We start from the raw sequence: 24366 nt of genomic DNA, 5'->3' as shown, positions 1-24366 counted from the left end.
CCCGCAGGGGTAGGCCCAGTGGATGAGACGGTTTCGTTGGGAGTCTTGCCCGGATGCGCCCGAATCACGTACCGTCTTGCTCACGATGAGTAGTCCATCGAACACGGTGTGCGGAGGGTGAGCATGACCGAACGACAGACCACACCGGCCGTCGACAGGAAGAACAGCCGCCACGAATCGGACGTCCTGCTGCGCCAGCTCGACGGGCACCTCGCCCGTCTGCAGGCAGGCCAGTCCCAGCACTCCGGCCACGAAATGGCCCTGGCCGAGCGCATCGCCGCGCACCTGCGCCAGCTGATCCGCGACACGGTGCGCGCCAGCGCCGTCGACCGGGCCCGCGTGCGCGCAGCCGTGCACTACTTCGTGGTGCGCAACCGCGATGCCCGGCACCCGCACACCCACGCCCGCCCCGCGCACGTCGACGTGTGGGTGGTCAACGACATCATCCGCGACCTCGGCCGCCACGACCTGCTGATCCCGGAGCCGGCCGCCGCCTGAGCCCCGCCGGATCCGCCGACGCGCGACCGGCCCAGCGCCGACCGCCGTTTTTTATGGACGTCGGCGACGGTTTTCTCGTAGACGTTGGCCTGTCCGGATGAGTTCGATCTTCGAATTACATCCGGACAGGCCAACGTCTTTTCGTGTACGCCGGTCGAGTCCTTCGTGCGCGGTCCGGGCCGACTGCGGGCCGCGTGCGGAACGGGGGACTTCGGGGGTGCGTCAGGCCAGGGACGAGGTGGCGAGCTTGACGCCGAAGCCGACGAAGAGGGCGCCGATGGCGCTGGTGCCGGCCGCGGCCAGTCGGCGGCGGCTGCGGAAGGTGGCGGCCAGCCGGTTGCCGCTGAAGATCAGCGCGCTCAGGTAGAGCGCGCTGCAGATCTGCACGATGATCGCCAGCAGCAGGAACGACACCGCCGGGTACGCGTACCCCGGGTCGACGAACTGGATGAAGAACGAGACGAAGAACAGGATCGCCTTCGGGTTCATCAGGCTGATCGTGAACGCCCGCCGGAACGCGTTCTCCGCCCGGGGCTCGGGCTCGGGCGTGCTCGCCGCGACCCGTCCCGCGGACCGGTCCCGCCAGCCGCGGATCGCGCCGACGAGCATCTTGACGCCGACGAAGCCGAGGTAGGCGGCGCCTGCGTATTTGACGACCATGAACAGCGCGGGCACCGCGCGCAGCAGCGAGGCCATGCCCGCCGCGGACACCAGCATGAGCACGCCGTCGCCGCAGAAGACGCCCATCGCCCCGCGGTAGCCCTGCCGTACGCCGCGGCGGGCCGCGACGGCCAGCACGTACAGCGAGTTCGGTCCAGGCAGCAGGACGATCGCTATCGTGCCGAGCACGAAGGTGTACAGGTCCGTAACGCCCAGCATGCCTTACATCCTCCCGCGATCGACTCGGCCCCGGCCTCGGCCGATAGGACACCTCGAACGTGCCCTACGTCACCGGCCCAGCCGAGGGAACGGCCGCCCCGGCACCGGGGCGGCCGATCGCTGCGCGCAGGCAGGAGTCAGTTGCCGAGAGGAGAAGGTGCCCTTCCGTTACGCGGGGCGATGTGCAGAGCTGCTGCTCGTCTCGCTGATGCGAGCCGACGGTGCCCTTCCTTCGGTGAGGCGGGTGCGGGCGGTGGGCCATTCGGCGGCGAGCATGCTGAAGGTGACGGTGTCGCGCCACTGGCCGTCGTGGTGCATGCGGTGGTGGCGCAGAACGCCCTCGCGGACCGCGCCGAGGCGGGCGATGGCGGCCTGGGAGCGCTGGTTGTTGTGGTGCGTGTGCCACTCGACGCGTTCGGCGTTCAGGACCTCGAAGGCGCGCTCCAGCAGGAGCAGCTTGGACTCGGTGTTGATCCCGGTGCGCCAGGCCTTGCGGCCCAGGAGGGTGTAGCCGATGCCGAGTTGCCGCCGTACCGGGTCGATGGCGTAGTAGGAGGTGGTGCCCAGGATCTCGCCGGTGGTGGCGGCGCGCTGCACCCACGGGACCCGCTCGCCGCGGGCCTGCATGGCGAGCGCCTCGGCGACGACGGCGGCCATCTCGTCTCGGCTGCGCGGGGCGGGCGAGTGGAGCCAGCGCCAGACCTCCTCGTCGTCGCCGGCAACGGCGTACAGGCCGTCGACGTGGGACATGTCCAGCGGCTCCAGGGTCACCACGTCCCCGCGCAGCACCGCGGGCTCGTGCCACGGGCCGCGGTCGGGGCGCAGGTAGGCCGGGGCGGGCACGGTGACGCCCGGCGCGGGTTCGGCCGGACCGGCGGTGATCTTGAAGGGCAGCACGCCGGCCCAGTACGGCAGGGCCAGGTCCTCCTCGTCATCGCCCGCGGTGCCGGTGCGGGCGCGCACCGAGACCTCGTCCAGCGGCAGTGCCAGCAGTGCCGTCTGGGCCAGTTCCTTGGCCGACGGCGGGCGGGTCCGTGCGGCGTGGCCCGCGCCGATCTTCTCCGCCAGCGCGGTGAACACGCGGAGCTTCTCCTGCTCGTCGGTGACCAGCGTGGCGGTGCCGTGGGCGATGACCGAGCGGTAGTTGGCGCTGTGGTGGAACTGGGAGCGGGCCAGCACCAGGCCGTCCAGGTGGGTTACGCAGGCCGCGACGCGCAGCCCGGTGCGCGCCTCGAGGCCCATCCGGCCGCCGCTGGAGCCGTGCAGGTAGAGCGTGTCGTCGACGCGTATGTGCAGGGTGGGCAGCGCCCGTGGCTCGCCGTCGAGCACGAAGGAGAGGGTGCAGTGCCAGGCTTCGTCGAGGATCGCGTGCGCGGCGCTGCGCTCGTAGGACATGCGCTCGCGCATTCGCAGCGCGGTGGTGCGCGGGGTCTGCGGGAAGGTGGTCACGCCCGCCTCCTTGACTCGAATAATGTACTAGTACATACTAAGCTTTGTGCCAGTACGATATCCGATCATCGGGAGCACGGCAACGGCTATCGCGTCCTGCGTGGAGGAGGGCGTGCGCCGCGGCGCGCTCGCCGCCGGGGACGCGCTGCCCAGCGTGCGGGGCCTGGCCGAGGAGCTCTCCGTCAGCCCGGCCACCGTCGCGGCCGCCTACCAGCGGTTGCGTGACCGGGGGATCGTGGTGACCGCGGGCCGCCACGGCACCCGGGTGCGTCCGGTGACGCCGATCGCGACCGATCGGACGGCCCGCGCCGTGCCACTGCCGGCGGGCGTACGCGACCTGTCCGACGGTGAGCCGAATCCGGCGCTGCTGCCGGACCTCGCCCCGGTGCTGCGCCACGTCGCCGACTCGTTCGACGGCGGTGCGGCCCCGCTGCGTTACGCCGACGCCGGGCCGCTGCCCGAGCTGCTCGAACAGGCCCGTGCCCGGCTGCCCGAGCTGCCGGACGGTGCGGCGTACACCCTGGTCAGTGGGGCTCTGGACGGCATCGACCGGCTGCTCGGCGCCCGGTTGCGGGCCGGTGACCGGGTGGCGGTCGAGGATCCGGGCTGGGGCGCGCTGCTGAACCTGATCGCGGCCCTGGGCCTGGTCCCGGTCTCCATGCCGGTCGACGAGGAGGGGCCGCTGCCGGACGGGGTGCGGGCGGCGGTCGCCGCGGGCGTGCGCGCCGCGGTGATCACCACCCGGGCGCAGAACCCGACCGGTGCGGCGGTGAGCGCGGCGCGGGCGCGGGAGCTGCGGCCACTGCTGCGCGACGTGCTCACGATCGAGGACGACCACGCCGGCGAGCTGGCGGCGGTCCCGTCGCACCCGGTCGCGGACGGGGCGCACTGGGCGTTCGTGCGCAGCGCCAGCAAGCCCTACGGCCCCGACCTGCGCTGCGCGGTGATCGCCGGGGATGCCGAGACGGTGTCGCGGGTGGCGGGGCGGCTGCGGCTCGGCCCGGGCTGGGTGTCCGGGCTGCTCCAGCGCACGCTGCTGGGCCTGTGGCGGGATCCGGCGGCGGAGCGGGCGGTGACCGAGGCCGGCCGGGTGTACGACGAGCGCCGCAACGCCCTGGTCGAAGCCCTGCGCCACCGGGGCGTCGCCGCGATCGGGCGCACCGGGATCAACGTGTGGGTGCCGGTGCCCGACGAGACCGGCGCGGTGACCGCGCTGCGCGACGCGGGATACGCGGTGGTCCCCGGGCACGTGTTCCGCACCGCGACCGGGCCGGGCATCCGGATCACCATCGCGACGCTGCGGTTCGACGAGATCGAGCCGCTGGCCGCGGCGGTGGCCGCGGCCGTCCACCCGTCCGCGGGCGCGGTGCTGCGCTGAACGGGTTTCAGCAGCCGGGAACGGGCGAGCGGGCCGGGTCGCGGCCCGCTCGCGGGTGGATCAGCCGAAGAGGTCCTCGAAGAAGGACTCCTGCTTCTTGTGCTTCTTGTGGTGGCCGTGGTCGTCGTGGCGGTGCTGGTCGTGGCGGGGGTACGACGGGTCCTGGTAACCGTGCTGCTGCTGCGGGGGCGGCGGCGGGGCGGCGTGCTGCTGGCTGCCGTGCCAGGCGTTCTCGGCCGCGGTCAGCCGCTCCAGCTCGCCGCGGTCGAGGAAGATGCCGCGGCACTCGGCGCACTGGTCGACGGTGACGCCGTTGCGCTCGTACTGCCGCATCTGTCCATGGCATTTCGGGCATGTCATCTGCATGTGCCCGAGCCTACCCAGTCGCGTCCAGAGTCGATCATGGGTAATCCGCGGGCCTGGGGGCGGACCGGGCCGTACGGTGACGGCATGACGACGTTGCACGGCGAGCGGGTCACGCTGCGGCCGGCCGGTCCGGAGGACGTGGACGGCCTCGCCGCGATCCGGGCCACGCCGGAGGTCCACGTCCGGTGGCAGGGCGCCGACCTCGCCGCGGAGATCAAGGACGACCTGGCCGATCCGGATCTCGAACTGCTGGCGATCGAGCACGAGGGCCGGGTCGTCGGCGCCATCCAGTGGCACGAGGAGACCGACGCCATGTACCGCCACGCGGGCATGGACCTCTACCTCGACCCCGTGGTGCACGGCCGCGGCCTGGGCTCGGACGCGGTGCGCACGCTGTCCCGGCACCTGATCCAGGAGCTGGGGCACCACCGGCTCGTCATCGACCCCGCCGCGGACAACACCGCGGCCATCGCCTGCTACGCCAAGGTCGGCTTCCAGCCGGTGGGCGTGATGCGCCGCTACGAACTCGGCCCCGACGGCTCCTGGCACGACGGTCTCCTGATGGACCTCCTCCCCGAGGACCTTCGCTGACCATCCGCGCGTCCGGCCGCACCGCCGACAGCCATGTGAGATCGCTGTTCCGGGGTCGGAAACCGCGATCGACCTGAGTATTCGGCACGAAACAGCGACCTCCCGTGGGATCCGGGGCGACGCGGGGGCAGGGGATCGGGCAAGGTAGGGGAAGCGCCCACACCCCTTACACCCTGGGAGCCCCCTCATGACGTCTGCTGTCGCTGTGCGCAGCGCGGTGCAGGTCAGGACCATCCGCCTGCTCATGCTCGTCGAGGTCGTCAGCGGCCTGGGCGTGGCCATGGGCATCTCGGTCGGCGCGCTGCTGACCCGGGCGATGGCGGGCACCGCCCTGTCCGGGGCGGCGCAGAGCGCGGCCGTCGTCGGCGGCGGTGTGCTGGCCGTGCCTGCCGCGGCGCTGATGAGCCGGTACGGCAGGCGGCCCGGCCTGGCCCTGTGCTACCTCACTGGCGCGGTGGGCGGGGTGGCGGTGCTGGCCTCGGCACTGCTCGACTCGATTCCGTTGCTGTTCGTCGGCTTCTTCCTGTTCGGTGCGGGTAGCACGGCGAAGCTGCAGGCCCGCTACGCCGCCACCGACCTGGCCGAGCCGCACCGCCGCGGTCGCCAGCTGTCGCTGGTGGTGTGGTCCACCACGCTCGGCGCGGTGGTCGGCCCGAACCTGGCCTCCCCGCTGGGCGGGGTGCTGTCGCCCTACGGCGTGCCCGAGCTGGCCGGCCCGTTCGCCTTCGCGACCGCTTCATTCCTGCTCAGCGCCCTGCTGCTCACCTTCTTCCTGCGCCCCGATCCGCTGCTGACGGCCCAGGCCCTGGCCGGCGCCCCCGGCCCGGACCCGGTGCCGGCCGGCGCGGGGACGGCCGCCGCTGCCGCACCCACGGCGGCCGCACCCACGGCACCCGGCGCGGCCGCAGCCACGGCACCCGCAGCCCGGACGGCTCCCGCGGTCGCCACGCTCGCAGTGGCCACCGCGTCGGCCGGGGGCCCCGCGCCCGCCGCCGCCGGTGCGGCGCAGCGGCACACGCTGGGCTCGGCGGCGCGGGCGGTGCTGGCCTCGCCAGCCGCCCGGCTCGGCATGGCCGCGATGGCGCTGGGCCACCTGGTCATGGTCGCGGTGATGGCGATGACGCCGGTGCACATCGGCGAGACGCACAGTGCCCCGGACACGCTGCGCATCGTCGGTTTCGTGCTGAGCGCGCACGTGGCGGGGATGTACGGGCTGTCGCCGGTGGTGGGCTGGCTCACCGACCGGGCGGGCCGGGTGCCGGTGATCCTGGGCGGGGTCGCGCTGCTGATCGCCGCGTGTGCGGTCGCCGCCACCGCGGGCCACGACACGGCACTGCTCACCACCGCGCTGCTGATGCTGGGGCTGGGCTGGTCCGGCACCATGGTCGCCGGGTCGACGCTGTTCACCGAATCGCTGCCGACCGCGGTCAAGGCCCGCGCGCAGGGCCTGTCCGACCTGGTCACCGGCTTGGCCGGGGCGAGCGCCGGGGTGCTGTCCGGGATCGTCGTCGAGCTGGCGGGATACGCCGTGCTGGCCGTGCTGGCGGGGCTGGCCACGATCCCGCTGATCGCGCTGGCGCTGCGGCCGTCCACGCTCGCCGCGGTGAAGGTGGCAGACTAGCCCGATGCGACGGACCGACTTCTATGAGCGGCTGACCGAGGTCTTCGGCCCCGCCTACGCCGCCAGCGTCGCCGCCGACCAGGTGCTGCCGCAGCTGGGCGGGCGGACGATCGACACCGCCCTGGCCGAGGGCGAGGAGGTGCACATCATCTGGCGTGCCGTGTGCGACCAGTACGCCGAACGGGTGCCCGGCCGCCTGCGCTGACCGTCTTCCGTGTGCGAGCACACCTACGGCGTGGCAGGATGGCGCTCGTACACGTGTTCGGCTATCGTCCACAACCAGTGCTTTGTGCATGCCGCGGTTGTCCACAGGCCCGGCGTGCCCGTATCGCCTTTGTCGGACCCAGCGCCTAGCGTGTCGGCGTGACGAAGAAGGCTGCGAAGTCGGCGACTGACAGTGCCCTAAAAGAGGTGGCGACGAAGATGGCGGCTAATCCCGATAAGAGCAAGGCTCTCGACCTGGCGCTCGCCCAGATCGACAAGCAGTTCGGCAAGGGCTCGGTGATGCGCCTCGGCGAGCGGCCGCAGGTGCAGATGGCGATCATCCCCACCGGCTCGATCGCCCTGGACGTGGCGCTGGGCATCGGCGGCCTGCCGCGCGGGCGCATCGTCGAGATCTACGGCCCGGAGTCGAGCGGAAAGACCTCGCTGGCCCTGCACGCGATCGCGAACGTGCAGCGCGCCGGCGGCATCGCCGCGATCATCGACGCCGAGCACGCGCTCGACCCTGAGTACGCCAAGAACCTCGGCGTGGACACCGACGCCCTGCTGGTCTCCCAGCCCGACACCGGTGAGCAGGCGCTGGAGATCGCGGACATGCTGGTGCGCTCCGGCGCGCTGGACCTCATCGTGATCGACTCGGTGGCGGCGCTGGTGCCCCGTGCCGAGATCGAGGGTGAGATGGGCGACAGCCACGTCGGCCTGCAGGCCCGCCTCATGAGCCAGGCGCTGCGCAAGATGACCGGTGGCCTGCACGGCTCCAACACCACCGCGATCTTCATCAACCAGCTGCGCGAGAAGATCGGCGTCATGTTCGGCAGCCCGGAGACCACCACCGGTGGCAAGGCGCTGAAGTTCTACGCCTCGGTGCGCCTGGACATCCGCCGCATCGAGAGCCTGAAGGACGGCACCGAGGTCGTGGGCAACCGCACCCGCGTCAAGGTGGTCAAGAACAAGGTCGCCTCGCCGTTCAAGCAGGCCGAGTTCGACATCATGTACGGCAAGGGCATCTCGCGTGAGGGTTCGCTGATCGACGTGGGCGTCGAGCAGAACATCATCCGCAAGGCGGGCGCCTGGTACACGTACGAGGGCGACCAGCTGGGCCAGGGCAAGGAGAAGGCGCGCGAGTTCCTGAAGGAGAACCCGGACGTCGCCGCCGAGATCGAGAAGAAGATCCTGGAGAAGCTGGGCGTCGGCCAGTCGAGCGTGTCGGACGCCGCGGGCGGCCCGGCGCTGCCGCCGGTCGACTTCTGATCGATGCCTGAGACTGACGGACCGTCATGACGGGACGACGCCGCGGTGCGCGCACCGGCCGGGGATGGGATGCGAAACCGCCCGCCCCGGCCCGGCCCGCGCGCCCCGGTGACGACGGCACGGGCTGGTCCGGGCCCTCGGACGGCGAGGCCGCGGAGGGTGCGGAGGGCCGTTTCGCCGCAGGAGGCGGTCGTCGGCCAGCGGGCCGGTTCGGGTCCGCCTCCGGCGACGGCCCGGCGAGCGACGACGGGTCCCCGAGAGCGGAGCGGGCCGCGCGGCGGCAGGCCGAGCGGGATCCACACGAGCTGGCGCGGGAGATCTGCCTGCGCCAGCTCTCGGTGCGTCCGCGCACCCGGTCGGAGCTGGCCGCGGCGATGCGGAGCAAGGGCGTGGCCGACGAGGTCGCCGAGGCGGTGCTCGACCGCTACGACGAGGTCGGCATGATCGACGATGCGGCGTTCGCGCGGGCCTGGGTGTCCAGCCGCCATCACGGCAAGGGCCTGGCGTCCCGGGCGCTGGGGCAGGAGCTGCGCCGGCGGGGCGTGGAGGCCGAGGTGGTCACCGAGGCGCTGGCCGAGCTGGACGACGAGACGCAGGCGCAGACGGCGTACGAGCTGGCGGTGCGCAAGCTGCGCACGACGCGGGGCGAGCCGGACGCGGTGTTCCGCCGGGTGGTGGGCGCGCTGGCGCGCAAGGGTTATCCGGGCGGGGTGGCGGTGCGTGCCGTGAAGGACGCCCTGGCCGCCCGCAGTGCCGAGGACGCGGAGCTGGCGGAGCTGCTCGACCCGGATCTGTTCGACACGCCGGAGCAGTGATTTTCTCGGCCTTCGGTCGGGTTCGCGACACGCCGGACAGGGCGTGGGTTCGCCGGTCAGGTCACGGTTCGGCATCGATGGCCTGCCTGACAACCGGACACAATGGGCGATGCGTCCGTCTTGGTGTCCGATCATGAGTTCTTGACCGGACCGCCATCGGCAACCTAGCCTCGCAGGAGAGGTATCACCGACCAGTTCGTGTTAAACCACACAACATAGAACGTGTAACAGTACGACAACAGTTTTTCCTGGTGAGGACACGTGCAGCCGCCGTACCCCTGCGGCTGCCTACATGTAGTCGCAGCTCAGGGCCGTTGAAGCGGTTCGCGGGCTCCGACGCGTCGGTCGCACCCGCTGAAACGGCGGGTGCCGCCGGGCCGCGCCGTGCGCGGCGTGTGACGGGTCCGCACACCTGGTCGGGTTGCCTCCGCGCCGGCACCACCGTGTCGGCGGTTCGGAACGTCAGGAGGCGGGCCATGACCGAGTACGACGGGCGAGTGGCATGACCACGATGGAAGGGCTGCTGCTGGCGGCGATCGTCCTCCTCGCGCTGATGGTGGCGGGGATGCTGGCGGTCGGCGTGCGCCTGGTGCGCCGGCTGGCTGCTCCCACCGCCCCGACCGGTCAGCCGCTGAGCGTGGTCGTGGACGATCCGGAGGCGGTGGCCGAGCGCGAGCGCCAGCGCCAGACCCTGGTCGAGCTGCAGAACTCCGTCTCCGACGCGCAGACCGCGCTGGAAACCGAGCGCCGTTCCGTGGCCGCCGCCCGAGCCGAGGCCACCGCCGTACGCGCCGAGAACGCCGCCGCGAAGGCCGAGGTGACCACGGCCCGCGCCGAGGCGCAGCGGGTGCTCGACGCGGCCCACGCCGAGGCCGACACCGTGCTGCAGCGGGCGCACCGCCAGGCCGAGGAGGACGCCGAGCAGGTCCGGTCGACCGCCCGGCGCACCGGCGAGCGCGAGATCGCGATGCTCACCTCCACCGCCAAGGACCAGGCCGCCGAGGCCGAGCGGCGGCTGCAGCGCCTGGATGAGCGGGAGCGGATGCACGCGGCCGAGGCCGAGCGCCTCGCCGAGCGGGAACGCCAGAACGTGGAGGAGGCCGAGCGCCTCGCCGAACGCGACCGCCGCATCGCCGCAGCCGAGGCCGAGCTCGCCAAGTGGGAGCTGGGCCTGCAGGGCAAGGAGCAGGAGCTGGCCCAGGCGCAGGCGCAGCGGCGCAAGGAGCTGGAGCGGGTCGCCGGGCTGACCGCCGACGCCGCCAAGGGCGAGCTGGTCGAGACCATCGAGAACCAGGCCAAGCGCGAGGCCGCGCTGCTGGTGCGCGACATCGAGGCCGACGCCCGGTCCACCGGCGAGTCCCGGGCCCGCCACATCGTGGTCGACGCGATCCAGCGGGTGGCCAGCGAGCAGACCGCCGAAAGCGTGGTCAGCGTGCTGCACCTGCCCAGCGACGAGATGAAGGGCCGCATCATCGGCCGGGAGGGCCGCAACATCCGGGCCTTCGAGACGGTCACCGGGGTCAACCTCATCATCGACGACACCCCCGAGGCGGTGCTGCTGTCCTGCTTCGACCCGGTGCGCCGGGAGGTCGGCCGGCTCACCCTGGAGAAGCTGGTCCTCGACGGGCGGATCCATCCGCACCGCATCGAGGAGGTCTACGACGTCGCCCGGTTCGAGGTCGAGCGGATGTGCCAGCGCGCTGCGGAGGACGCACTGGTCGAGGTCGGCATCACCGACATCCACCCGGAGCTGGTCACCCTGCTGGGCCGGCTGCGCTACCGGACGTCGTACGGGCAGAACGTGCTCAAGCACCTGGTGGAGACGGCGCACATCGCGGGGATCATGGCGTCGGAGCTGAAGCTGGACCCCGAGCTGATCAAGCGGTCGGCGTTCCTGCACGACATCGGCAAGGCGCTCACCCACGAGGTCGAGGGCTCCCACGCGCTGATCGGCGCGGACGTGGCCCGGCGCTTCGGGGAGAGCGACGAGGTGGTGCACGCGATCGAGGCGCACCACAACGAGGTGCCGCCGCAGACCATCGAGGCCGTGCTGACCCAGGCCTCGGACGCCTGCTCGGGCGGGCGGCCGGGGGCGCGGCGGGAGTCGCTGGAGGCGTACGTCAAGCGGCTGGAGCGCATCGAGGAGATCGCCGGGGCCAAGAGCGGCGTGGACAAGGTGTTCGCGATGCAGGCCGGGCGGGAGATCCGGGTCATGGTCCGGCCCGAGGAGGTCGACGAGATCGGCGCCGCGGTGCTGGCCCGGGACGTGGCCAAGCAGATCGAGGAGGAGCTGACCTACCCCGGCCAGATCCGCATCACGGTCGTCCGCGAGTCCCGCACCACGGAGATCGCCCGCTGAGCTGACTCTGCTCAACGCGAAAGATCGCTGTCTCCGGTCAGAACCTGGTGTGACCTCAGGTCTGACCGGAGACAGCGATCTTTAAGGCGGCGAGGGCTCAGCCGGCCACGCCGACGCCACCGCCCAGACCCGCGGCGGCCGCGTTCGCGGCAGCGGCCTTGGTGCTGGTGTTCGTGACGCCGCGGCGGTCGGCGCGCCGCTTGAGCAGATGCGCGACGAGGGTGAGGGTCGCGTTGATCACGATGTAGATCATGGCGAGCACCATGAACGTCGGCACCGCGTTACCGAAGACCGCGGAGCTCTTGCTGCCCTCGAGCATCAGCTCCGGGTAGGACACGATGTAGCCGAGCGCGGTGTCCTTGAGCACGACGACGAGCTGGCTGACGATCACCGGCAGCATGGTGCGTGCCGCCTGCGGCACCAGGATCATCCGCATGACCTGCGACTTGACCAGCCCGAGGCTGTACGCGGCCTCCGACTGGCCCTTCGGCACGGCGAGGATGCCCGACCGGAACGCCTCGGCCAGCACCGAGCCGTTGTAGAAGGTCAGGCCGATGACGACCGACCAGAACGGCTCGATCAACGTGCCGAAGACCCAGAATCCGCCGTACGACAGGAAGAAGATCATCAGCAGCACCGGGACGGCGCGGAAGAACTCCACGACCACGCCCGCCGGCACCCGGATCCAGCGGTGCTCCGACAGCCGGGCGGCGCTGAACACCAGGCCGAACGCGAGCGCGAACAGCATCGCGGTGGCGGCGGCCCGTAGCGTGCCGAGCAGGCCGGGGACGGCGTAGTCGGTCCAGAAGTTGACCTCCTGGCCGCCCGGCAGCGTCACGGTCTGGAAGAACGGCTGCCACTTCTGCCAGGTCCACTGGTCGGTGCTGTCGAAGGACCGGTAGATGCCGTACAGGCCGGCCAGCAACAGCACCGCGAAGACGAGGCTGAGGACGCGGTTGCGCACGCGGGCCCGAGGGCCGGGGTGGTCGTAGAGCAGGTTCGCGCTCATCGGGCCTCCAACCAGACGGGGCGGGACGGGGTCGGGGGGCGGCTCATCGGCGCACCATCAGCCGGTTGGCCAGTGCGCTGAAGCCATAGCCGACCGGCACCAGCAACGCCACGAAGGTCAGCGCGAACACTGCGAAGATCGCGATGGTCTGGTCGCCGCGAGCCTCGATCAGGGTCTTCATCGAGTTCGAGGCCTCAGGGACGCCGATGACCCCGGCGATGGTCGCGTTCTTGGTGAGCGCGATCACGATGCTGCCGAGCGGGGCCACCACCGAGCGCATGGCCTGCGGCAGGATGATCAGGCGCAGGTTCTGGGTGAAGGTCAGCCCCAGCGCGCGAGCGGCCTCGGCCTGCCCGAGCGGCACGGTGTTGATGCCCGAGCGGATCGCCTCGCAGACGAACGCGGCCGTGTACGCCGACAGGCCGGTGACCGCCAGCCAGTAGTTGTTGATGTGCAGGTCGTCGGAGAACTCCACGCCCACCGCGCTGTAGAGCCCGAAGAAGCAGAACAGGATGACCAGCGTCAGCGGGGTGTTGCGGAACAGGTGCACCCAGCCCGCGCCGAAGGCGCGCAGCACCGGCACCGGCGACACCCGGCACGCCGCCAGCAGCAGTCCCAGCACCAGTGCCAGCAGCGTGGAGGCACCGGTCAGCTTCAGGATCATCAGGAAGCCGTCGATGTACAGCTGCAGGTTCGCCGGATCGGAGAAGACGTCCATCTTGCCCTTCACGGTCCTTCAGGAATGCGGGTGGGACGGGCGAAGGCCGCCCGTCCCACCCGAGATGATCACGCAGGGCAGTTGGTCAGCTTGCTGACGTCCAGGGTCGGCGCCGGGGTGCCGCTCTTGCCGAGCGTCGCGTCCCAGGCCGCCTTGTACGAGCCGTTGGTGACCGACTCCTTCAGGATCTCGTTGATCTTGGTGCAGCCGGCCTTGTCCTCGAGCTTCAGGCCGATGCCGTAGGGCTCCGAGGAGAACGGCTTGCCGACGACCTTGAACTTGCCGACGTACTGCGCCTGCGACGCGTAGCCCGCGAGGATGATGTCGTCGGTGGTCACCGCGTCGACGGTGCCGTTGGCCAGCGCCTCGACGCACTTGGAGTACGCGTCGAACTCCTGCAGCTGCACCTTCGGGAACTTCTCCTTGATCCGCTTGGCCGGGGTCGAGCCGGTCACCGAGCAGACCTTCTTGCCGTCCAGGCCCTCCGGGCCGGCGATCGTCGAGTCGACCTTGACCAGCAGGTCCTGGCCGGCGGTGAAGTACGGACCGGCGAAGTTGACCTTCTTCTTGCGGTCGTCGTTGATGGTGTACGTGGCCACCACGATGTCCACCTGGCCGGACTGGATGAACGGCTCACGGTTGGCCGACACCGTCGTCACGTAGGTGTTCTTGGCCGGGTCGCCGCCGAGGCCCTTCGCGATGATCTTCGCGATCTCGATGTCGAAGCCCTCGTAGGCGGCACCGGCCTGCAGGCCCAGGCCAGGCTGGTCGGCCTTCACGCCGAACTTCAGCGAGCCCGCGGTCGCCTTGCCCACCAGCGGGCTCTCGCCCGACGGGGTGCTCGGGGTCTCCGTGTCGGTGCCGCACGCGGCGGCGCCGAGCGCGAGCAGGGCAACGGCCGCGACAGCGGCCAGACGCTTCATACGCATGGAATGTGTCCTCCCTCATCAGCCCGGCCCCACGGTCAGCGGTGCCGGAGTTGCAGCCGCCGTCGGTCACGACGACGGAAGTCTCAGTGCTGCAGGACCTTCGACAGGAAGTCCCGCGCCCGCTCGCTCTTCGGGTTGCCGAAGAACTCGGCGGGCGGCGCCTGCTCGACGAGCTGCCCGTCGGCCATGAAGGCGACCCGGTCGGCCGCGGCCCGGGCGAAGCCCATCTCGTGGGTCACCACGATCATGGTCATGCCCTCCTTGGCCAGCGAGGTCATGACCTCCAGCACCTCGCCGACCATCTCCGGGTCCAGCGCGCTGGTGGGCTCGTCGAACAGCATCGCCTTGGGCTGCATCGCCAGCGCGCGCGCGATCGCGACGCGCTGCTGCTGGCCGCCGGACAGCTGCACCGGCAGCTTGTCGGCCTGGTTGGCGATGCCCACCCGGTCGAGCAGCGCGAGGGCGCGCTCGCGGGCGACGGCCTTGCTCTCGCCGCGCACCTTGACCGGGCCGAGCATGACGTTGTCGAGGATGCTCATGTGGGCGAAGAGGTTGAAGGACTGGAAGACCATGCCGACCTCGCTGCGCAGCTTCGCCAGGGACCGGCCCTCGGCGGGCAGCTCCTTGCCGTCGAAGCGGATCGTCCCCGAGTTGATCGTCTCCAGCCGGTTGACCGCGCGGCACAGCGTCGACTTGCCGGAGCCCGACGGGCCGATCACCACGACGACCTCACCGCGGTCGACCGTGAGGCTCACATCGCGGAGCACGTGCAGGTCTCCGAACCACTTGTTCACCGCATCCAGCACAATGAGCGGTTCGTGGGACATGCCACCGTCCTTTCGGCGTCCGTACATCGTCGTCCCACAGAACTTAGTGCGGCTGAAGCGACGGCAACGGCGCTGGATGGTCACAGCCGGGTAACTTCCCCGGATTCCGTGCCCGTGCCCGCGACCGGATACCCTGGTCGATTGAGATGACCAGTCAGCCTGAAACCCAGAGCGCACCCGCCCGCACCTACGAGGTGCGCACGTACGGGTGCCAGATGAACGTGCACGATTCCGAGCGCATCTCGGGCCTGCTCGACGGTGCGGGATACGTGCGGCTGGACCCGGCGGCCGAACCGGGTCGCACCCCGGACGTCGTCGTGTTCAACACCTGCGCGGTGCGCGAGAACGCCGACAACCGCCTCTACGGCAACCTCGGCCACCTGCGCCCGGTCAAGGACAAGCACCCGGGTATGCAGATCGCCGTCGGCGGCTGCCTCGCGCAGAAGGACCAGGGCGAGATCGTCAAGAAGGCGCCCTGGGTCGACGTGGTGTTCGGCACCCACAACATCGGCTCGCTGCCGGTGCTGCTGGAGCGGGCCCGCCACAACGAGCAGGCGCAGGTCGAGCTGCTGGAGTCGCTGGAGGTCTTCCCGTCGACGCTGCCGACCCGGCGCGAGTCGACCTACTCCGGCTGGGTGTCGATCTCGGTCGGCTGCAACAACACCTGCACCTTCTGCATCGTGCCCAGCCTGCGCGGCAAGGAGAAGGACCGCCGCCCCGGCGACGTGCTCGCCGAGGTCGAGGCGCTGGTCGCCGAGGGCGTGCTCGAGGTGACCCTGCTCGGCCAGAACGTGAACACGTACGGTGTCGAGTTCGGCGACCGGCTCGCCTTCGGCAAGCTGCTGCGCGCCACCGGCCGGCTGCGGGACAAGGGGCTGGAGCGGGTGCGCTTCACCAGCCCGCACCCGGCCGCCTTCACCGACGACGTGATCGAGGCGATGGCCGAGACGGACAACGTCTGCCACTCGCTGCACATGCCGCTGCAGTCGGGCTCCGACGCGGTGCTGAAGGCGATGAAGCGCTCGTACCGGTCCGACCGGTACCTGTCGATCATCGATAAGGTGCGCGCGGCCATGCCGGACGCTGCGATCACCACCGACATCATCGTGGGCTTCCCGGGTGAGACCGAGGCCGACTTCGAAGAGACCCTGCGGGTGGTGCGCGAGTCGCGGTTCTCCAGCGCGTTCACCTTCCAGTACTCGATCCGGCCCGGCACGCCCGCGGCGACCATGGACGGCCAGGTGCCCAAGGCGGTGGTGCAGGAGCGCTACGAGCGGCTCGTGGCCACCCTGGAGGAGATCACCTGGGCGGAGAACAGGAAGCTGGTCGGGCGTGAGGTCGAGGTGCTGGTCGCCGTCGGCGAGGGCCGCAAGGACCAGGCCACCGGCCGGATGTCCGGACGGGCCCGGGACGGCCGGCTGGTGCACTTCGCGGTGGCGCCCGAGCAGGCTGCGCTCGTACGGCCGGGCGATGTCGTGCACACCGCGGTCGACTACGCCGCGCCGCACCACCTGAACTGCGACGGGCCGCTGGTGTCGCACCGGCGCACGCGGGCCGGTGACGCGTACGAGGCGGGACGGGTGGCGCGTACCGCCGGGGTGATGCTCGGCCTGCCCACCATCGGCAAGCCTCCCGCACAGCCCACCCCGACCGACTCCGCCTGCGCCACCTGCTGACGGCGCTGCTCCGCGGCGGCACCGGCCCGCGCCGGCCAGCACCCTGAGCCGGTGCGCGTGCCGCGTCGGCACGCGGTTCGGCGCCGGGCTCAGGACAAGATCGCGGTTTGCGGTCGAAACCTGCGGTCGCACCGCAGATCTTGACCCGAAACGGCGATCTTCGTCCGCAGCCGGAGCGCCAGAGCCGTAATGAGCGTTAAGAAGGGCACCTTCTACATCGCATAGCGATAAGAAGGTGCCCTTCCTTCGTTCGAAACGCGGGGGTGAGCTGCGACGATGTTTCGCAAAACGCCGGTAGGTCCGAATCCGGGTAGTCTCGGCGAAATCAAGTAATCTGTCTTGGTTTCTCCTCCATCTCCCCGGGAGACCGCATGCGAACAGGTGTTTGGCTGGTCGGTGGGCGGGGGTCGGTCGCCGTCACCAGCATGGTCGGAGCCGTCGCGCTGCGCGCGGGGCTCGCCGAGCCCACCGGTTGCGTCACGGAACTGCCGCAGCTACGGCACCCTCAACTGCCCCATCTGGCCGACCTGGTGTTCGGTGGGCACGACGTGATCGCGACCCCGATCCTCAAGAAGGCCGACGCGCTCGCCGACGCGGGTGTGCTGCCCGGCCGCCTGGTCACCGCCCTGCAGCCGGAACTGGCCGCGCTCGACGCCGAAGTGCGGCCCGCGCCGCGCGGCGCGACGCAGGCCGAGACCGCCGCGCTCATCGCGGCCGACATCGACGAGTTCCGCCGCCGCCACGAGCTGGGGCGGGTCGTGGTCGTCAACGTGTCGTCCACCGAGCCCGCCGCCGAGCCGCACGAGGCGCACGCCGCGCTCGACGTGCTGCGCGAGGCTCTGCGCGGGCCGGTGCCGGTGCTGCCGCCCAGCTCGCTGTACGCGTACGCGGCGTTCACCGCGGGGTGCTCGTTCGTCGACTTCACCCCGTCCACCGGCGCCAGGCTGCCGGCACTGGCGCAGCTCGCCCACGAGCGCGGCGTGCCGTACGCCGGGCACGACGGCAAGACGGGGGAGACCCTGGTCAAGTCGGTGCTCGCGCCCATGTTCGCGATGCGGCACCTGGCCGTGCGCAGCTGGTCCGGGGCCAACCTGCTCGGCGGCGGCGACGGGGCCAACCTGGCCCAGCCCGCGCCGAACGCCGCCAAGGCCGCCAGCAAGCAGCGGGTGCTCGCCGAGACGCTGGGCTACCAGCCGCAGGGCGACACCCGCATCGAGTACGTCGAGGACCTGGGCGAGTTCAAGACCGCCTGGGACCTGATCACCTTCCGCGGGTTCCTCGGCACCGCGATGCGCATGGAGTTCAGCTGGCACGGCTGCGACTCGGCGCTGGCCGCCCCACTGGTGCTGGACCTGGTCCGGCTCACCGCCGCCGCGCACCGCGCCGGGCGCAGCGGCCCGTTGCCGGAGCTGGCCTTCTTCTTCAAGGACCCGCTCGGCGACGTCGAGCACGGCCTGACCGCCCAGTTCGACGCGCTGGTCCGGATGGTCGAGGGCCTGGCGTGACCGCGCCTTCCGAGGCGCAGCGCGCCGCGGCGCTACCCGCCGCCCGCGCCCTGCGCGCCGCCCAGGGCCAGCGCCGTCCAGCCCGCCCGGCCGACCCGCGCCAGTCGGACGCCCGCCCGGCCCGTGAGCTGGATCTTGTGCAGTCGGTGTCGCCGGAACAACGCGAACTGCACAAGATCCGCCGCGGCCCCGTGCCCGGAGCGGGGGCGAGGCGTCGCCGCGGCCCGTCGACCGCGGACGGGACAGCCGCCGCGAGCGGAGCCGCCGTGCCGTCCGCACGCCGAGCCGACATCGGGAGCGGGGCGGCCGAGCGCGAGACCGGCGCGCAACGCCGGTCTCGCGGCGGGTGGACGGCCGTGCTGCGAGACGTCGCCGAACTGGTGCGAGCACCCGCGGCGCTTTCGGTGCCGGGAGACGTCATCGCGGGAGCGGCCGCCGCCGGAACGCTGAACCGGCGCACGCCGGGGCTGGCCGCCGCGTCGGTGTGCCTGTACTGGGCGGGCATGGCCGCCAACGACTGGGCCGATCGGGACCTCGACGCCGTCGAGCGCCCCGAGCGGCCGATCCCCAGCGGGCGGGTGTCGCCTCGGACCGCGCTCGGGCTGGCCGCCGGGCTCACCGCCGCGGGAGTGGGTCTGGCCGCGTGGGCGGGCGGCCGCCGCGGCCTGGCCACGGCCGTGCCGCTGGCCGCGACCGTGTGGGCGTACGACGTGAAAGCCAAGAACACCGCGGCCGGTCCCGCCGTGATGGCCGCCTGCCGGGGCTTGGACGTGCTGCTCGGCGCGTCGACCGGCCGGGCGGCGAAGGCGGTGCCCGCGGCGCTGACCGTCGCCGCGCACACGTACACGGTCACCGCGCTGTCCCGGCGTGAGGTGTCCGGCGCGGACGCGAACCTGCCGGTGGCGACGCTGGCCGGCACGGTGGCCGTCGCCGCGACCGCGGCCGGTGCCACCCGGGCCAGGGGCTGGCGGGCCGTGCTGCCCGTGGCACTGGCCGGCTGGTATCTCAGCCACTACGGCCGGGCGCAGGCCCGCGCGGCTGCGCAGCCCGACGCGGCCCGGGTCCGCGCCGCCGTCGGCTCGGGCATCACCGGCCTGCCCACGTTGCAGGCCACGCTGGCCGCCCGCACCGGGGCTGGGCTCACCGCCCTCGCCCTCGCCGCGCTCGCGCCGCTGGCCCGGCGCCTGGTCCGGAGGATCTCGGCCACATGAACCTGCGCTTCGGGTACGGCACCAACGGCTTCGCCAACCACCGCCTCGGTGACGCGCTGGCCGTGCTCGCCGACCTCGGCTACGACGGCGTCGCGCTCACCCTCGACCACCACCACCTCGACCCGTACGCCCCGGGCCTGGCCCGCCGGGTCTCCGGCCTGGCCACCCGGCTGATGGAGCTGGGCCTGTCCGTGGTGATCGAGACAGGCGCGCGTTACCTGCTCGACCCGCGCCGCAAGCACGCGCCCACACTGCTGCACGACGAGCGCGAGGTGCGGCTGGACTTCCTGCTGCGCGCGGTGTCCATCGCAGCCGACCTGGGCGCGGAGGCGGTGTCGTGCTGGTCGGGGGTGCGACCGCCGGCCGTCGACGCACAGCTGGCCTGGGACCGCCTGGTCGACGGCTGCGCCCGGCTCACCGAGGCGGCGTCCAAGGCGGGCGTGCCGGTCGGCTTCGAGCCGGAGCCGGGCATGTTCGTGCAGGACCTGGCGGGCTGGCGGACGCTGCACCGGGCGCTGGGCATGCCGCGCGCGTTCGGGCTGACCCTCGACATCGGGCACTGCCGGTGCCTGGAGCCCGAGCCGGTCGCGGACTGCGTCGTGTCGGCCGCGCCGTGGCTGGTCAACGTGCAGATCGAGGACATGCGCCGGGGCGTGCACGAGCACCTGGAGTTCGGCGAGGGTGAGATCGACTTCCCGCCGGTGCTGCGGGCGCTGGCCGACGCCGGATACCGCGGCCTGGTCGGGGTGGAGTTGCCCCGGCACTCGCACGCCGCGCCGGACGTCGCACGGCGCTCGCTGACGTTCCTGCGCGCCGCCGCCGGGCAGTCCGGCGGTACGGCCGACCGCGCCCCCGCGCTGGGACAGCGCGCGCCCGGGCAGCGCCGCCCGGCCGGGGCGGTGCCCGCACCGGAGGTGCTGCGCGCCGCGCTGGCCGCCGTCGACGACGGCGGCTGGCTGGACGAGGCGCTGCGCCGGGTGGCCGCCGACCCGTCCGTGATCAGCCGGCTGTTCCCGGCCGCGGCCCGCCGCTGCGGGCGCGCCGAGGTCCTGCCAGGCTGGACGGCCGACGAGGCGGCCCGCGCGGTGCTGCTGGCCACGCTGCCCGCCGAACGCGCGGTGGTGCAGGCCCGCGCGCTCTACCGGCACGGCGACGCGGCGGAGAAGCGGGCGGTGCTGCGCGCGCTGCCGCTGCTGCCGGTCGGCGCGAGCGCGGTGGAGCTGCTGCACGACGCGATCCGCACCAACGACACCCGGCTGGTCGCCGCCGCGCTGGGCCCGTACGCGGCGCACCTGGACGCGGCCGCCTGGCGGCAGGCGGTGGTCAAGTGCGTGTTCATGGGCATCGCGCTGGCCTGCGTCGACGACCTCGACCACCGGGCCGACAGCGAGCTGGCCGCGATGCTGGCCGGGGTCGCCGACGAGCGCCACGCCGCCGGGCGCGAGCTGCCGGCCGACGCCGCGGCGCTGCTGGCCCGCCTCAAAGCAGAGAAGGGGATCTGATGCGCATCTTCGACCCGCACGTGCACATGACCTCACGCACCACCGACGACTACGAGGCGATGGCGGCCGCCGGGGTGCGCGCCGTGGTGGAGCCGTCGTTCTGGCTCGGCCAGCCCCGCACCAGCCCCGGCTCGTTCGCCGACTACTTCGACGCGCTGATCGGCTGGGAGCCGTTCCGGGCCGGGCAGTTCGGCATCCGCCACCACGCCACCATCGCGCTGAACCCGAAGGAGGCCAACGACCCGCGCTGCCGCGAGGTGCTCGAACTGGTCCCGCGTTACCTGGACAAGGACGCGGTGGTCGCGGTCGGCGAGATCGGCTACGACTCGATGACGCCGCTGGAGGACCTCGCCTTCGCGGCGCAGCTCGGGCTGGCGGTCGAGTTCGACCTGCCGGCGCTGGTGCACACGCCGCACCGGGACAAGGTCCGCGGCACCCAGCGCAGCCTGGACGTGGTGAAGGAGTCCGGCATCGATCCCGGACGCGTGGTGATCGACCACCTCAACGAGGTGACCGTGGAGCTGGTCCGCGACACCGGCTGCTGGCTGGGCTTCTCGATCTACCCGGACACCAAGATGTCCCCGCCGCGCATGGTCGAGCTGCTGCGCCGCCACGGCACCGAGCGCATGCTGGTCAACTCGGCGGCCGACTGGGGCCGCTCCGACCCGCTGCTCACCCGGCGCACCGGCGAGGCGATGCTCGCGGCCGGGTTCACCGAAGACGACGTGGACCGGGTGCTGTGGCGCAACCCGGTCGAGTTCTACGGCCAGTCCGGGCGGTTGGACCTCGCCGACGCCGACTCGCCCGCAGACTTCGCCGGGAACTCGATCAAGCGTGGGGGCGCCTGATGCGGCTGGCTCATGCCGACGGGCAGACGGTGCATCTGAGCTACTGCACCAACGTGCATCCGGCCGAGGACCTCGACGGCATCGTGGCGCAGCTCGACACGTACGGCACGGCGATCCGCCGTGAGCTGGACGCCGACGTGCTGGGGCTGGGCCTGTGGCTGGCCGCACCCGCGGCGTCCGCGCTCGCCGCCGAGCCGCACCTGCGCCGCCGGCTGCGGCGTGAGCTGGACTCGCGCGGGCTGGAGGTGGTCACCCTCAACGGCTTCCCGTACCAGTCCTTCCAGGCCGAGGTCGTCAAGCACGCGGTGTACCACCCGGACTGGACCACCCCGGAACGCCTGCGCTACACCCTCGACCTGGCCGTGGTGCTGGCCGATCTGCTGCCCGACGACGCGGTGCGCGGCTCCATCTCGACGCTCCCGCTGGCCTGGCGCGAGCCCTGGGACACCGAGCGCGCCGGCACGGCCGGGCGGGTGCTGGACGAGCTGGCCGACGGGCTGGCCGCCATCGCCGGCCGCACCGGTCGCACCGTGCAGGTCGGCTTCGAGCCCGAGCCCGGCTGCGTGGTGGAGACCACCGAGCAGGCCGCCCGGCTGTGGGCCGGCATGGACGGCGACTGGCTCGGCGTATGCCTCGACCTCGCGCACCTGGCCTGCGCCTGGGAGGAGCCCGCCGCGGCGCTGTCCCGGCTCGCCCGCGCCGGGCTGCCGGTGATGAAGGTGCAGATCTCCGCCGCGCTGACCGCCGACGACCCGGTCGCGGCGCAGGCCGTGCTGCGCGGCTACGACGAACCCCGTTTCCTGCACCAGACCCGCGGCTCGCGCGGTGAGGCCGCCGACGACCTCGGCGAGGCCCTCGATCGGCTGCTGCCGCGCCCGCGCCGCACCCCGCAGCCGTGGCGGGTGCACTACCACGTGCCGCTGCACGCCGAACCCGCCGCGCCGCTCGGCAGCACCCTGCCCGAGCTGCGGGTGGCGCTGAAGGAGCTGTTCGGCGGGCCGACCGCGGGCTGCGACCACGTCGACGTGGAGACGTACACCTGGAACGTGCTGCCCCCGGCGCAGCGGCCGGTCACCCCCGCGCAGCTGGCCGCAGGGATCGCCGCGGAGCTGGCGTTCGCCCGCGACGAGCTCATCGCGCTCGGGCTGGCCCCGGGCCGGCCCACCGAACCACTCGGCACGATGGAGCTGCAGGAGGTCCGCCCGTGGACACCGTGACCCCGCTGGTCGTGCTCGACGTCGTCGGGCTGACCTCCCGCCTGCTGGAGCACATGCCCCGGTTGCGGGCACTCGCCGACACCGGCTTCGCCGCGCCGCTGGGCACGGTGCTGCCGGCGGTCACCTGCTCGGCCCAGTCGACCCTGCTGACCGGCGTGCTGCCTGCCGAGCACGGCGTGGTCGGCAACGGCTGGTACTTCCGCGACCTGGGCGAGGTGCTGCTGTGGCGGCAGCACCACGCGCTGGTCGGCGGTGAGAAGGTGTGGCAGGCGGCGCGCAAGGCCCGTCCCGGCTACACGGTGGCCAATGTCTGCTGGTGGTACGCCATGGGCGCGGACGTGGACTGGACGGTCACGCCGCGGCCGGTGTACCGGGCCGACGGGCGCAAGGAGCCCGACTGCTACACCGACCCGCCGCAACTGCACGACGCGCTCACCGCCGAACTGGGCACGTTTCCGCTGTTCCAGTTCTGGGGCCCGGGGGCGGGCATCGCCTCCAGTCGCTGGATCGCGGCCGCGGCCCGGCACATCATGGCCGCGCACCAGCCCGACCTGACCCTCGTCTACCTGCCGCACCTCGACTACGACCTGCAGCGCTTCGGCCCGTACGGCCCCGAGGCGGCCGCGGCCGCGGCCGAGCTGGACGGCGTCCTCGAGCCACTGCTCGACGCCGCCGCGGCGCGCGGGGCGACCGTGGTGGCACTGTCGGAGTACGGCATCACCCCGGTGCGCCGACCCGTGGACGTCAACCGGGCGTTGCGCGCCGAGGGGCTGCTGCGCGTGCATACCCAGGCCGGCATGGAATACCTCGACCCGTGGACCTCGCGGGCCTTCGCGGTCGCCGACCACCAGATCGCGCACGTGTACGTCGCCGACCCGGCCGATCGGGCCGTCGTCGCCAAGATCTGCGCGAACCTGCCCGGGGTGGCGCAGGTGCTCGACGACGCGGGCAAGGCCGCCCACGGACTCGACCATCCGCGCTCGGGCGAGCTGGTCCTCGTCGCCGAACCGGACGCCTGGTTCACCTACTACTACTGGCTCGACGACGCCAAAGCCCCGGACTTCGCCCGCCTGGTCGAGATCCACCGCAAGCCCGGCTACGACCCCGCCGAGCTGTTCTTCGACCCGGCCGCCCCCGCCGCCGCCAAGCGCCGTGCCGCCACCGCCCTGCTGCGCAAGAAGGCCGGCATGCGTTACCTGATGAACGTGGTCGGCCTCGACGCGGGCGCGCGCGCCGTCCGCGGCTCACACGGCCGCCTGCCCGCCGACGCCGCCGACGGCCCCCTCCTGATCTGCTCCGACCCCACCCAACACCGCGACGCCTTCGCCGCCACCGACGTCAAACCCCTCCTCCTCCGCCTATCCGGCCTCTGAAGGGCGGGGAGGACCTCGCCGGCCCGGTGCGGCGGTCGCAGTCGGGCCGGCGAGACCTGGCGCCCATTCCCGACGATTGCCGGTGGGATCGATGCAGGGCGCCAGGTGCCATGTGCCCGGCG

General features: G+C 72.4%; 22 protein-coding genes. 15 read left to right on the top strand and 7 right to left on the bottom strand.

The genetic code is table 11. The features are described 5' to 3' along the window. The first annotated feature begins 123 nt into the window (after positions 1-123). Positions 124-498: a hypothetical protein gene (locus FLL47_RS03305; protein ID WP_144118900.1), complete on the top strand. Its 375-nt coding sequence runs from the start codon at positions 124-126 to the stop codon at positions 496-498. 222 nt (positions 499-720) lie between these two features. Here FLL47_RS03305 and leuE read toward each other — a convergent pair whose 3' ends face one another. Together leuE and FLL47_RS03295 are read right to left on the bottom strand one after the other, a co-directional pair. Then, positions 721-1377 carry a leucine efflux protein LeuE gene (leuE, locus tag FLL47_RS03300; protein WP_144118899.1) on the bottom strand — a complete coding sequence of 219 codons (657 nt, stop codon included), beginning with the start codon at positions 1375-1377 and terminating at the stop codon, positions 721-723. A 168-nt stretch (positions 1378-1545) separates the two neighbouring features. Further along, positions 1546-2784: a bifunctional pyridoxamine 5'-phosphate oxidase family protein/GNAT family N-acetyltransferase gene (locus FLL47_RS03295; protein WP_144119026.1), complete on the bottom strand. Its 1239-nt coding sequence runs from the start codon at positions 2782-2784 to the stop codon at positions 1546-1548. A gap of 88 nt (positions 2785-2872) precedes the next feature. On the opposite strand from FLL47_RS03295, the gene FLL47_RS03290 reads away from it, so the two are divergent. Beyond that, positions 2873-4204 (top strand): aminotransferase class I/II-fold pyridoxal phosphate-dependent enzyme, encoded by a 1332-nt coding sequence (locus FLL47_RS03290; protein ID WP_144118898.1) that lies wholly within the window; start codon positions 2873-2875, stop codon positions 4202-4204. A gap of 60 nt (positions 4205-4264) precedes the next feature. Here FLL47_RS03290 and FLL47_RS03285 read toward each other — a convergent pair whose 3' ends face one another. After that, positions 4265-4570: a TFIIB-type zinc ribbon-containing protein gene (locus FLL47_RS03285; protein ID WP_144118897.1), complete on the bottom strand. Its 306-nt coding sequence runs from the start codon at positions 4568-4570 to the stop codon at positions 4265-4267. A gap of 84 nt (positions 4571-4654) precedes the next feature. On the opposite strand from FLL47_RS03285, the gene FLL47_RS03280 reads away from it, so the two are divergent. The 6 genes from FLL47_RS03280 (at position 4655) to rny (ending at position 11429) form a co-directional block, all read left to right on the top strand. Then, positions 4655-5161 (top strand): GNAT family N-acetyltransferase, encoded by a 507-nt coding sequence (locus FLL47_RS03280; RefSeq protein WP_144118896.1) that lies wholly within the window; start codon positions 4655-4657, stop codon positions 5159-5161. 187 nt (positions 5162-5348) lie between these two features. Beyond that, positions 5349-6782, top strand: a complete 1434-nt coding sequence (locus FLL47_RS03275) for an MFS transporter (protein WP_144118895.1) — start codon at positions 5349-5351, stop codon at positions 6780-6782. A gap of 4 nt (positions 6783-6786) precedes the next feature. Then, a complete protein-coding gene (locus FLL47_RS03270; protein ID WP_144118894.1) occupies positions 6787-6987 on the top strand; it encodes a DUF3046 domain-containing protein in 201 nt (66 codons plus the stop codon). Positions 6988-7205: 218 nt separating this feature from the next. Beyond that, positions 7206-8255 carry a recombinase RecA gene (recA, locus tag FLL47_RS03265; RefSeq protein WP_144119025.1) on the top strand — a complete coding sequence of 350 codons (1050 nt, stop codon included), beginning with the start codon at positions 7206-7208 and terminating at the stop codon, positions 8253-8255. 26 nt (positions 8256-8281) lie between these two features. Further along, positions 8282-9070: a regulatory protein RecX gene (locus tag FLL47_RS03260; RefSeq protein WP_144118893.1), complete on the top strand. Its 789-nt coding sequence runs from the start codon at positions 8282-8284 to the stop codon at positions 9068-9070. A 502-nt stretch (positions 9071-9572) separates the two neighbouring features. Further along, positions 9573-11429 carry a ribonuclease Y gene (gene rny / locus FLL47_RS03255; RefSeq protein ID WP_144118892.1) on the top strand — a complete coding sequence of 619 codons (1857 nt, stop codon included), beginning with the start codon at positions 9573-9575 and terminating at the stop codon, positions 11427-11429. A 97-nt stretch (positions 11430-11526) separates the two neighbouring features. Here the strand turns inward: rny and FLL47_RS03250 are convergent, their stop codons facing one another. From FLL47_RS03250 to FLL47_RS03235, 4 genes are all read right to left on the bottom strand, one after another. After that, positions 11527-12438 carry an amino acid ABC transporter permease gene (locus FLL47_RS03250; protein ID WP_144118891.1) on the bottom strand — a complete coding sequence of 304 codons (912 nt, stop codon included), beginning with the start codon at positions 12436-12438 and terminating at the stop codon, positions 11527-11529. 43 nt (positions 12439-12481) lie between these two features. Then, positions 12482-13156, bottom strand: coding sequence for an amino acid ABC transporter permease (locus FLL47_RS03245; RefSeq protein ID WP_144118890.1), 675 nt, complete (start codon positions 13154-13156; stop codon positions 12482-12484). Positions 13157-13224: 68 nt separating this feature from the next. Then, a complete protein-coding gene (locus FLL47_RS03240) occupies positions 13225-14085 on the bottom strand; it encodes a glutamate ABC transporter substrate-binding protein (protein ID WP_144118889.1) in 861 nt (286 codons plus the stop codon). A gap of 83 nt (positions 14086-14168) precedes the next feature. Next, positions 14169-14912 (bottom strand): amino acid ABC transporter ATP-binding protein, encoded by a 744-nt coding sequence (locus tag FLL47_RS03235; RefSeq protein WP_144118888.1) that lies wholly within the window; start codon positions 14910-14912, stop codon positions 14169-14171. 146 nt (positions 14913-15058) lie between these two features. On the opposite strand from FLL47_RS03235, the gene miaB reads away from it, so the two are divergent. The 7 genes from miaB to FLL47_RS03200 all read left to right on the top strand — a co-directional run bounded on the left by miaB (position 15059) and on the right by FLL47_RS03200 (position 24244). Then, positions 15059-16588 carry a tRNA (N6-isopentenyl adenosine(37)-C2)-methylthiotransferase MiaB gene (miaB, locus tag FLL47_RS03230; protein ID WP_144118887.1) on the top strand — a complete coding sequence of 510 codons (1530 nt, stop codon included), beginning with the start codon at positions 15059-15061 and terminating at the stop codon, positions 16586-16588. A gap of 371 nt (positions 16589-16959) precedes the next feature. Continuing rightward, positions 16960-18093, top strand: coding sequence for an inositol-3-phosphate synthase (locus FLL47_RS03225; RefSeq protein WP_144118886.1), 1134 nt, complete (start codon positions 16960-16962; stop codon positions 18091-18093). Positions 18094-18449: 356 nt separating this feature from the next. Further along, complete coding sequence (locus tag FLL47_RS03220; protein ID WP_144119024.1) at positions 18450-19304, top strand: SCO3242 family prenyltransferase; 855 nt, start codon at positions 18450-18452, stop codon at positions 19302-19304. Next, positions 19301-20806, top strand: coding sequence for an EboA domain-containing protein (locus FLL47_RS44970; protein WP_144118885.1), 1506 nt, complete (start codon positions 19301-19303; stop codon positions 20804-20806). Before FLL47_RS03220 ends, FLL47_RS44970 begins: the two co-directional genes overlap by 4 nt. Next, entirely contained in the window at positions 20806-21654 is an 849-nt protein-coding gene (locus FLL47_RS03210; RefSeq protein WP_144118884.1) for a TatD family hydrolase, read from the top strand. Before FLL47_RS44970 ends, FLL47_RS03210 begins: the two co-directional genes overlap by 1 nt. After that, the gene (gene eboE, locus FLL47_RS03205) at positions 21654-22871 is read left to right on the top strand and encodes a metabolite traffic protein EboE (protein ID WP_144118883.1); all 1218 of its coding nucleotides are present in this window, start codon (positions 21654-21656) and stop codon (positions 22869-22871) included. The genes FLL47_RS03210 and eboE overlap by 1 nt, the downstream gene beginning before the upstream one ends. A gap of 53 nt (positions 22872-22924) precedes the next feature. Then, entirely contained in the window at positions 22925-24244 is a 1320-nt protein-coding gene (locus tag FLL47_RS03200) for an alkaline phosphatase family protein (protein WP_246157495.1), read from the top strand. Positions 24245-24366: the final 122 nt, after the last annotated feature.

Origin of the sequence: Catellatospora sichuanensis (assembly GCF_007483665.1) — a bacterium.
Lineage (GTDB): Bacteria > Actinomycetota > Actinomycetes > Mycobacteriales > Micromonosporaceae > Catellatospora > Catellatospora sichuanensis.
The sequence above is the reverse complement of the archived record's forward strand: the minus strand, read 5'-3'. Positions and strand labels throughout refer to the sequence as shown.

Excerpts from the sequence above, each read along its gene's own strand:
- FLL47_RS03295 (WP_144119026.1), bottom strand. The coding sequence starts at position 2,784 with ATGCGCGAGCGCATGTCCTACGAGCGCAGCGCCGCGCACGCGATCCTC.
- FLL47_RS03200 (WP_246157495.1), top strand. The coding sequence starts at position 22,925 with ATGCCCCGGTTGCGGGCACTCGCCGACACCGGCTTCGCCGCGCCGCTG.
- FLL47_RS03285 (WP_144118897.1), bottom strand. The coding sequence starts at position 4,570 with ATGCAGATGACATGCCCGAAATGCCATGGACAGATGCGGCAGTACGAG.
- FLL47_RS03250 (WP_144118891.1), bottom strand. The coding sequence starts at position 12,438 with ATGAGCGCGAACCTGCTCTACGACCACCCCGGCCCTCGGGCCCGCGTG.
- recA (WP_144119025.1), top strand. The coding sequence starts at position 7,206 with ATGGCGGCTAATCCCGATAAGAGCAAGGCTCTCGACCTGGCGCTCGCC.
- FLL47_RS03260 (WP_144118893.1), top strand. The coding sequence starts at position 8,282 with ATGACGGGACGACGCCGCGGTGCGCGCACCGGCCGGGGATGGGATGCG.
- miaB (WP_144118887.1), top strand. The coding sequence starts at position 15,059 with ATGACCAGTCAGCCTGAAACCCAGAGCGCACCCGCCCGCACCTACGAG.
- FLL47_RS03270 (WP_144118894.1), top strand. The coding sequence starts at position 6,787 with ATGCGACGGACCGACTTCTATGAGCGGCTGACCGAGGTCTTCGGCCCC.
- FLL47_RS03245 (WP_144118890.1), bottom strand. The coding sequence starts at position 13,156 with ATGGACGTCTTCTCCGATCCGGCGAACCTGCAGCTGTACATCGACGGC.
- FLL47_RS03275 (WP_144118895.1), top strand. The coding sequence starts at position 5,349 with ATGACGTCTGCTGTCGCTGTGCGCAGCGCGGTGCAGGTCAGGACCATC.
- rny (WP_144118892.1), top strand. The coding sequence starts at position 9,573 with ATGACCACGATGGAAGGGCTGCTGCTGGCGGCGATCGTCCTCCTCGCG.
- FLL47_RS03225 (WP_144118886.1), top strand. The coding sequence starts at position 16,960 with ATGCGAACAGGTGTTTGGCTGGTCGGTGGGCGGGGGTCGGTCGCCGTC.
- leuE (WP_144118899.1), bottom strand. The coding sequence starts at position 1,377 with ATGCTGGGCGTTACGGACCTGTACACCTTCGTGCTCGGCACGATAGCG.
- FLL47_RS44970 (WP_144118885.1), top strand. The coding sequence starts at position 19,301 with ATGAACCTGCGCTTCGGGTACGGCACCAACGGCTTCGCCAACCACCGC.
- eboE (WP_144118883.1), top strand. The coding sequence starts at position 21,654 with ATGCGGCTGGCTCATGCCGACGGGCAGACGGTGCATCTGAGCTACTGC.
- FLL47_RS03240 (WP_144118889.1), bottom strand. The coding sequence starts at position 14,085 with ATGCGTATGAAGCGTCTGGCCGCTGTCGCGGCCGTTGCCCTGCTCGCG.
- FLL47_RS03210 (WP_144118884.1), top strand. The coding sequence starts at position 20,806 with ATGCGCATCTTCGACCCGCACGTGCACATGACCTCACGCACCACCGAC.
- FLL47_RS03305 (WP_144118900.1), top strand. The coding sequence starts at position 124 with ATGACCGAACGACAGACCACACCGGCCGTCGACAGGAAGAACAGCCGC.
- FLL47_RS03235 (WP_144118888.1), bottom strand. The coding sequence starts at position 14,912 with ATGTCCCACGAACCGCTCATTGTGCTGGATGCGGTGAACAAGTGGTTC.
- FLL47_RS03280 (WP_144118896.1), top strand. The coding sequence starts at position 4,655 with ATGACGACGTTGCACGGCGAGCGGGTCACGCTGCGGCCGGCCGGTCCG.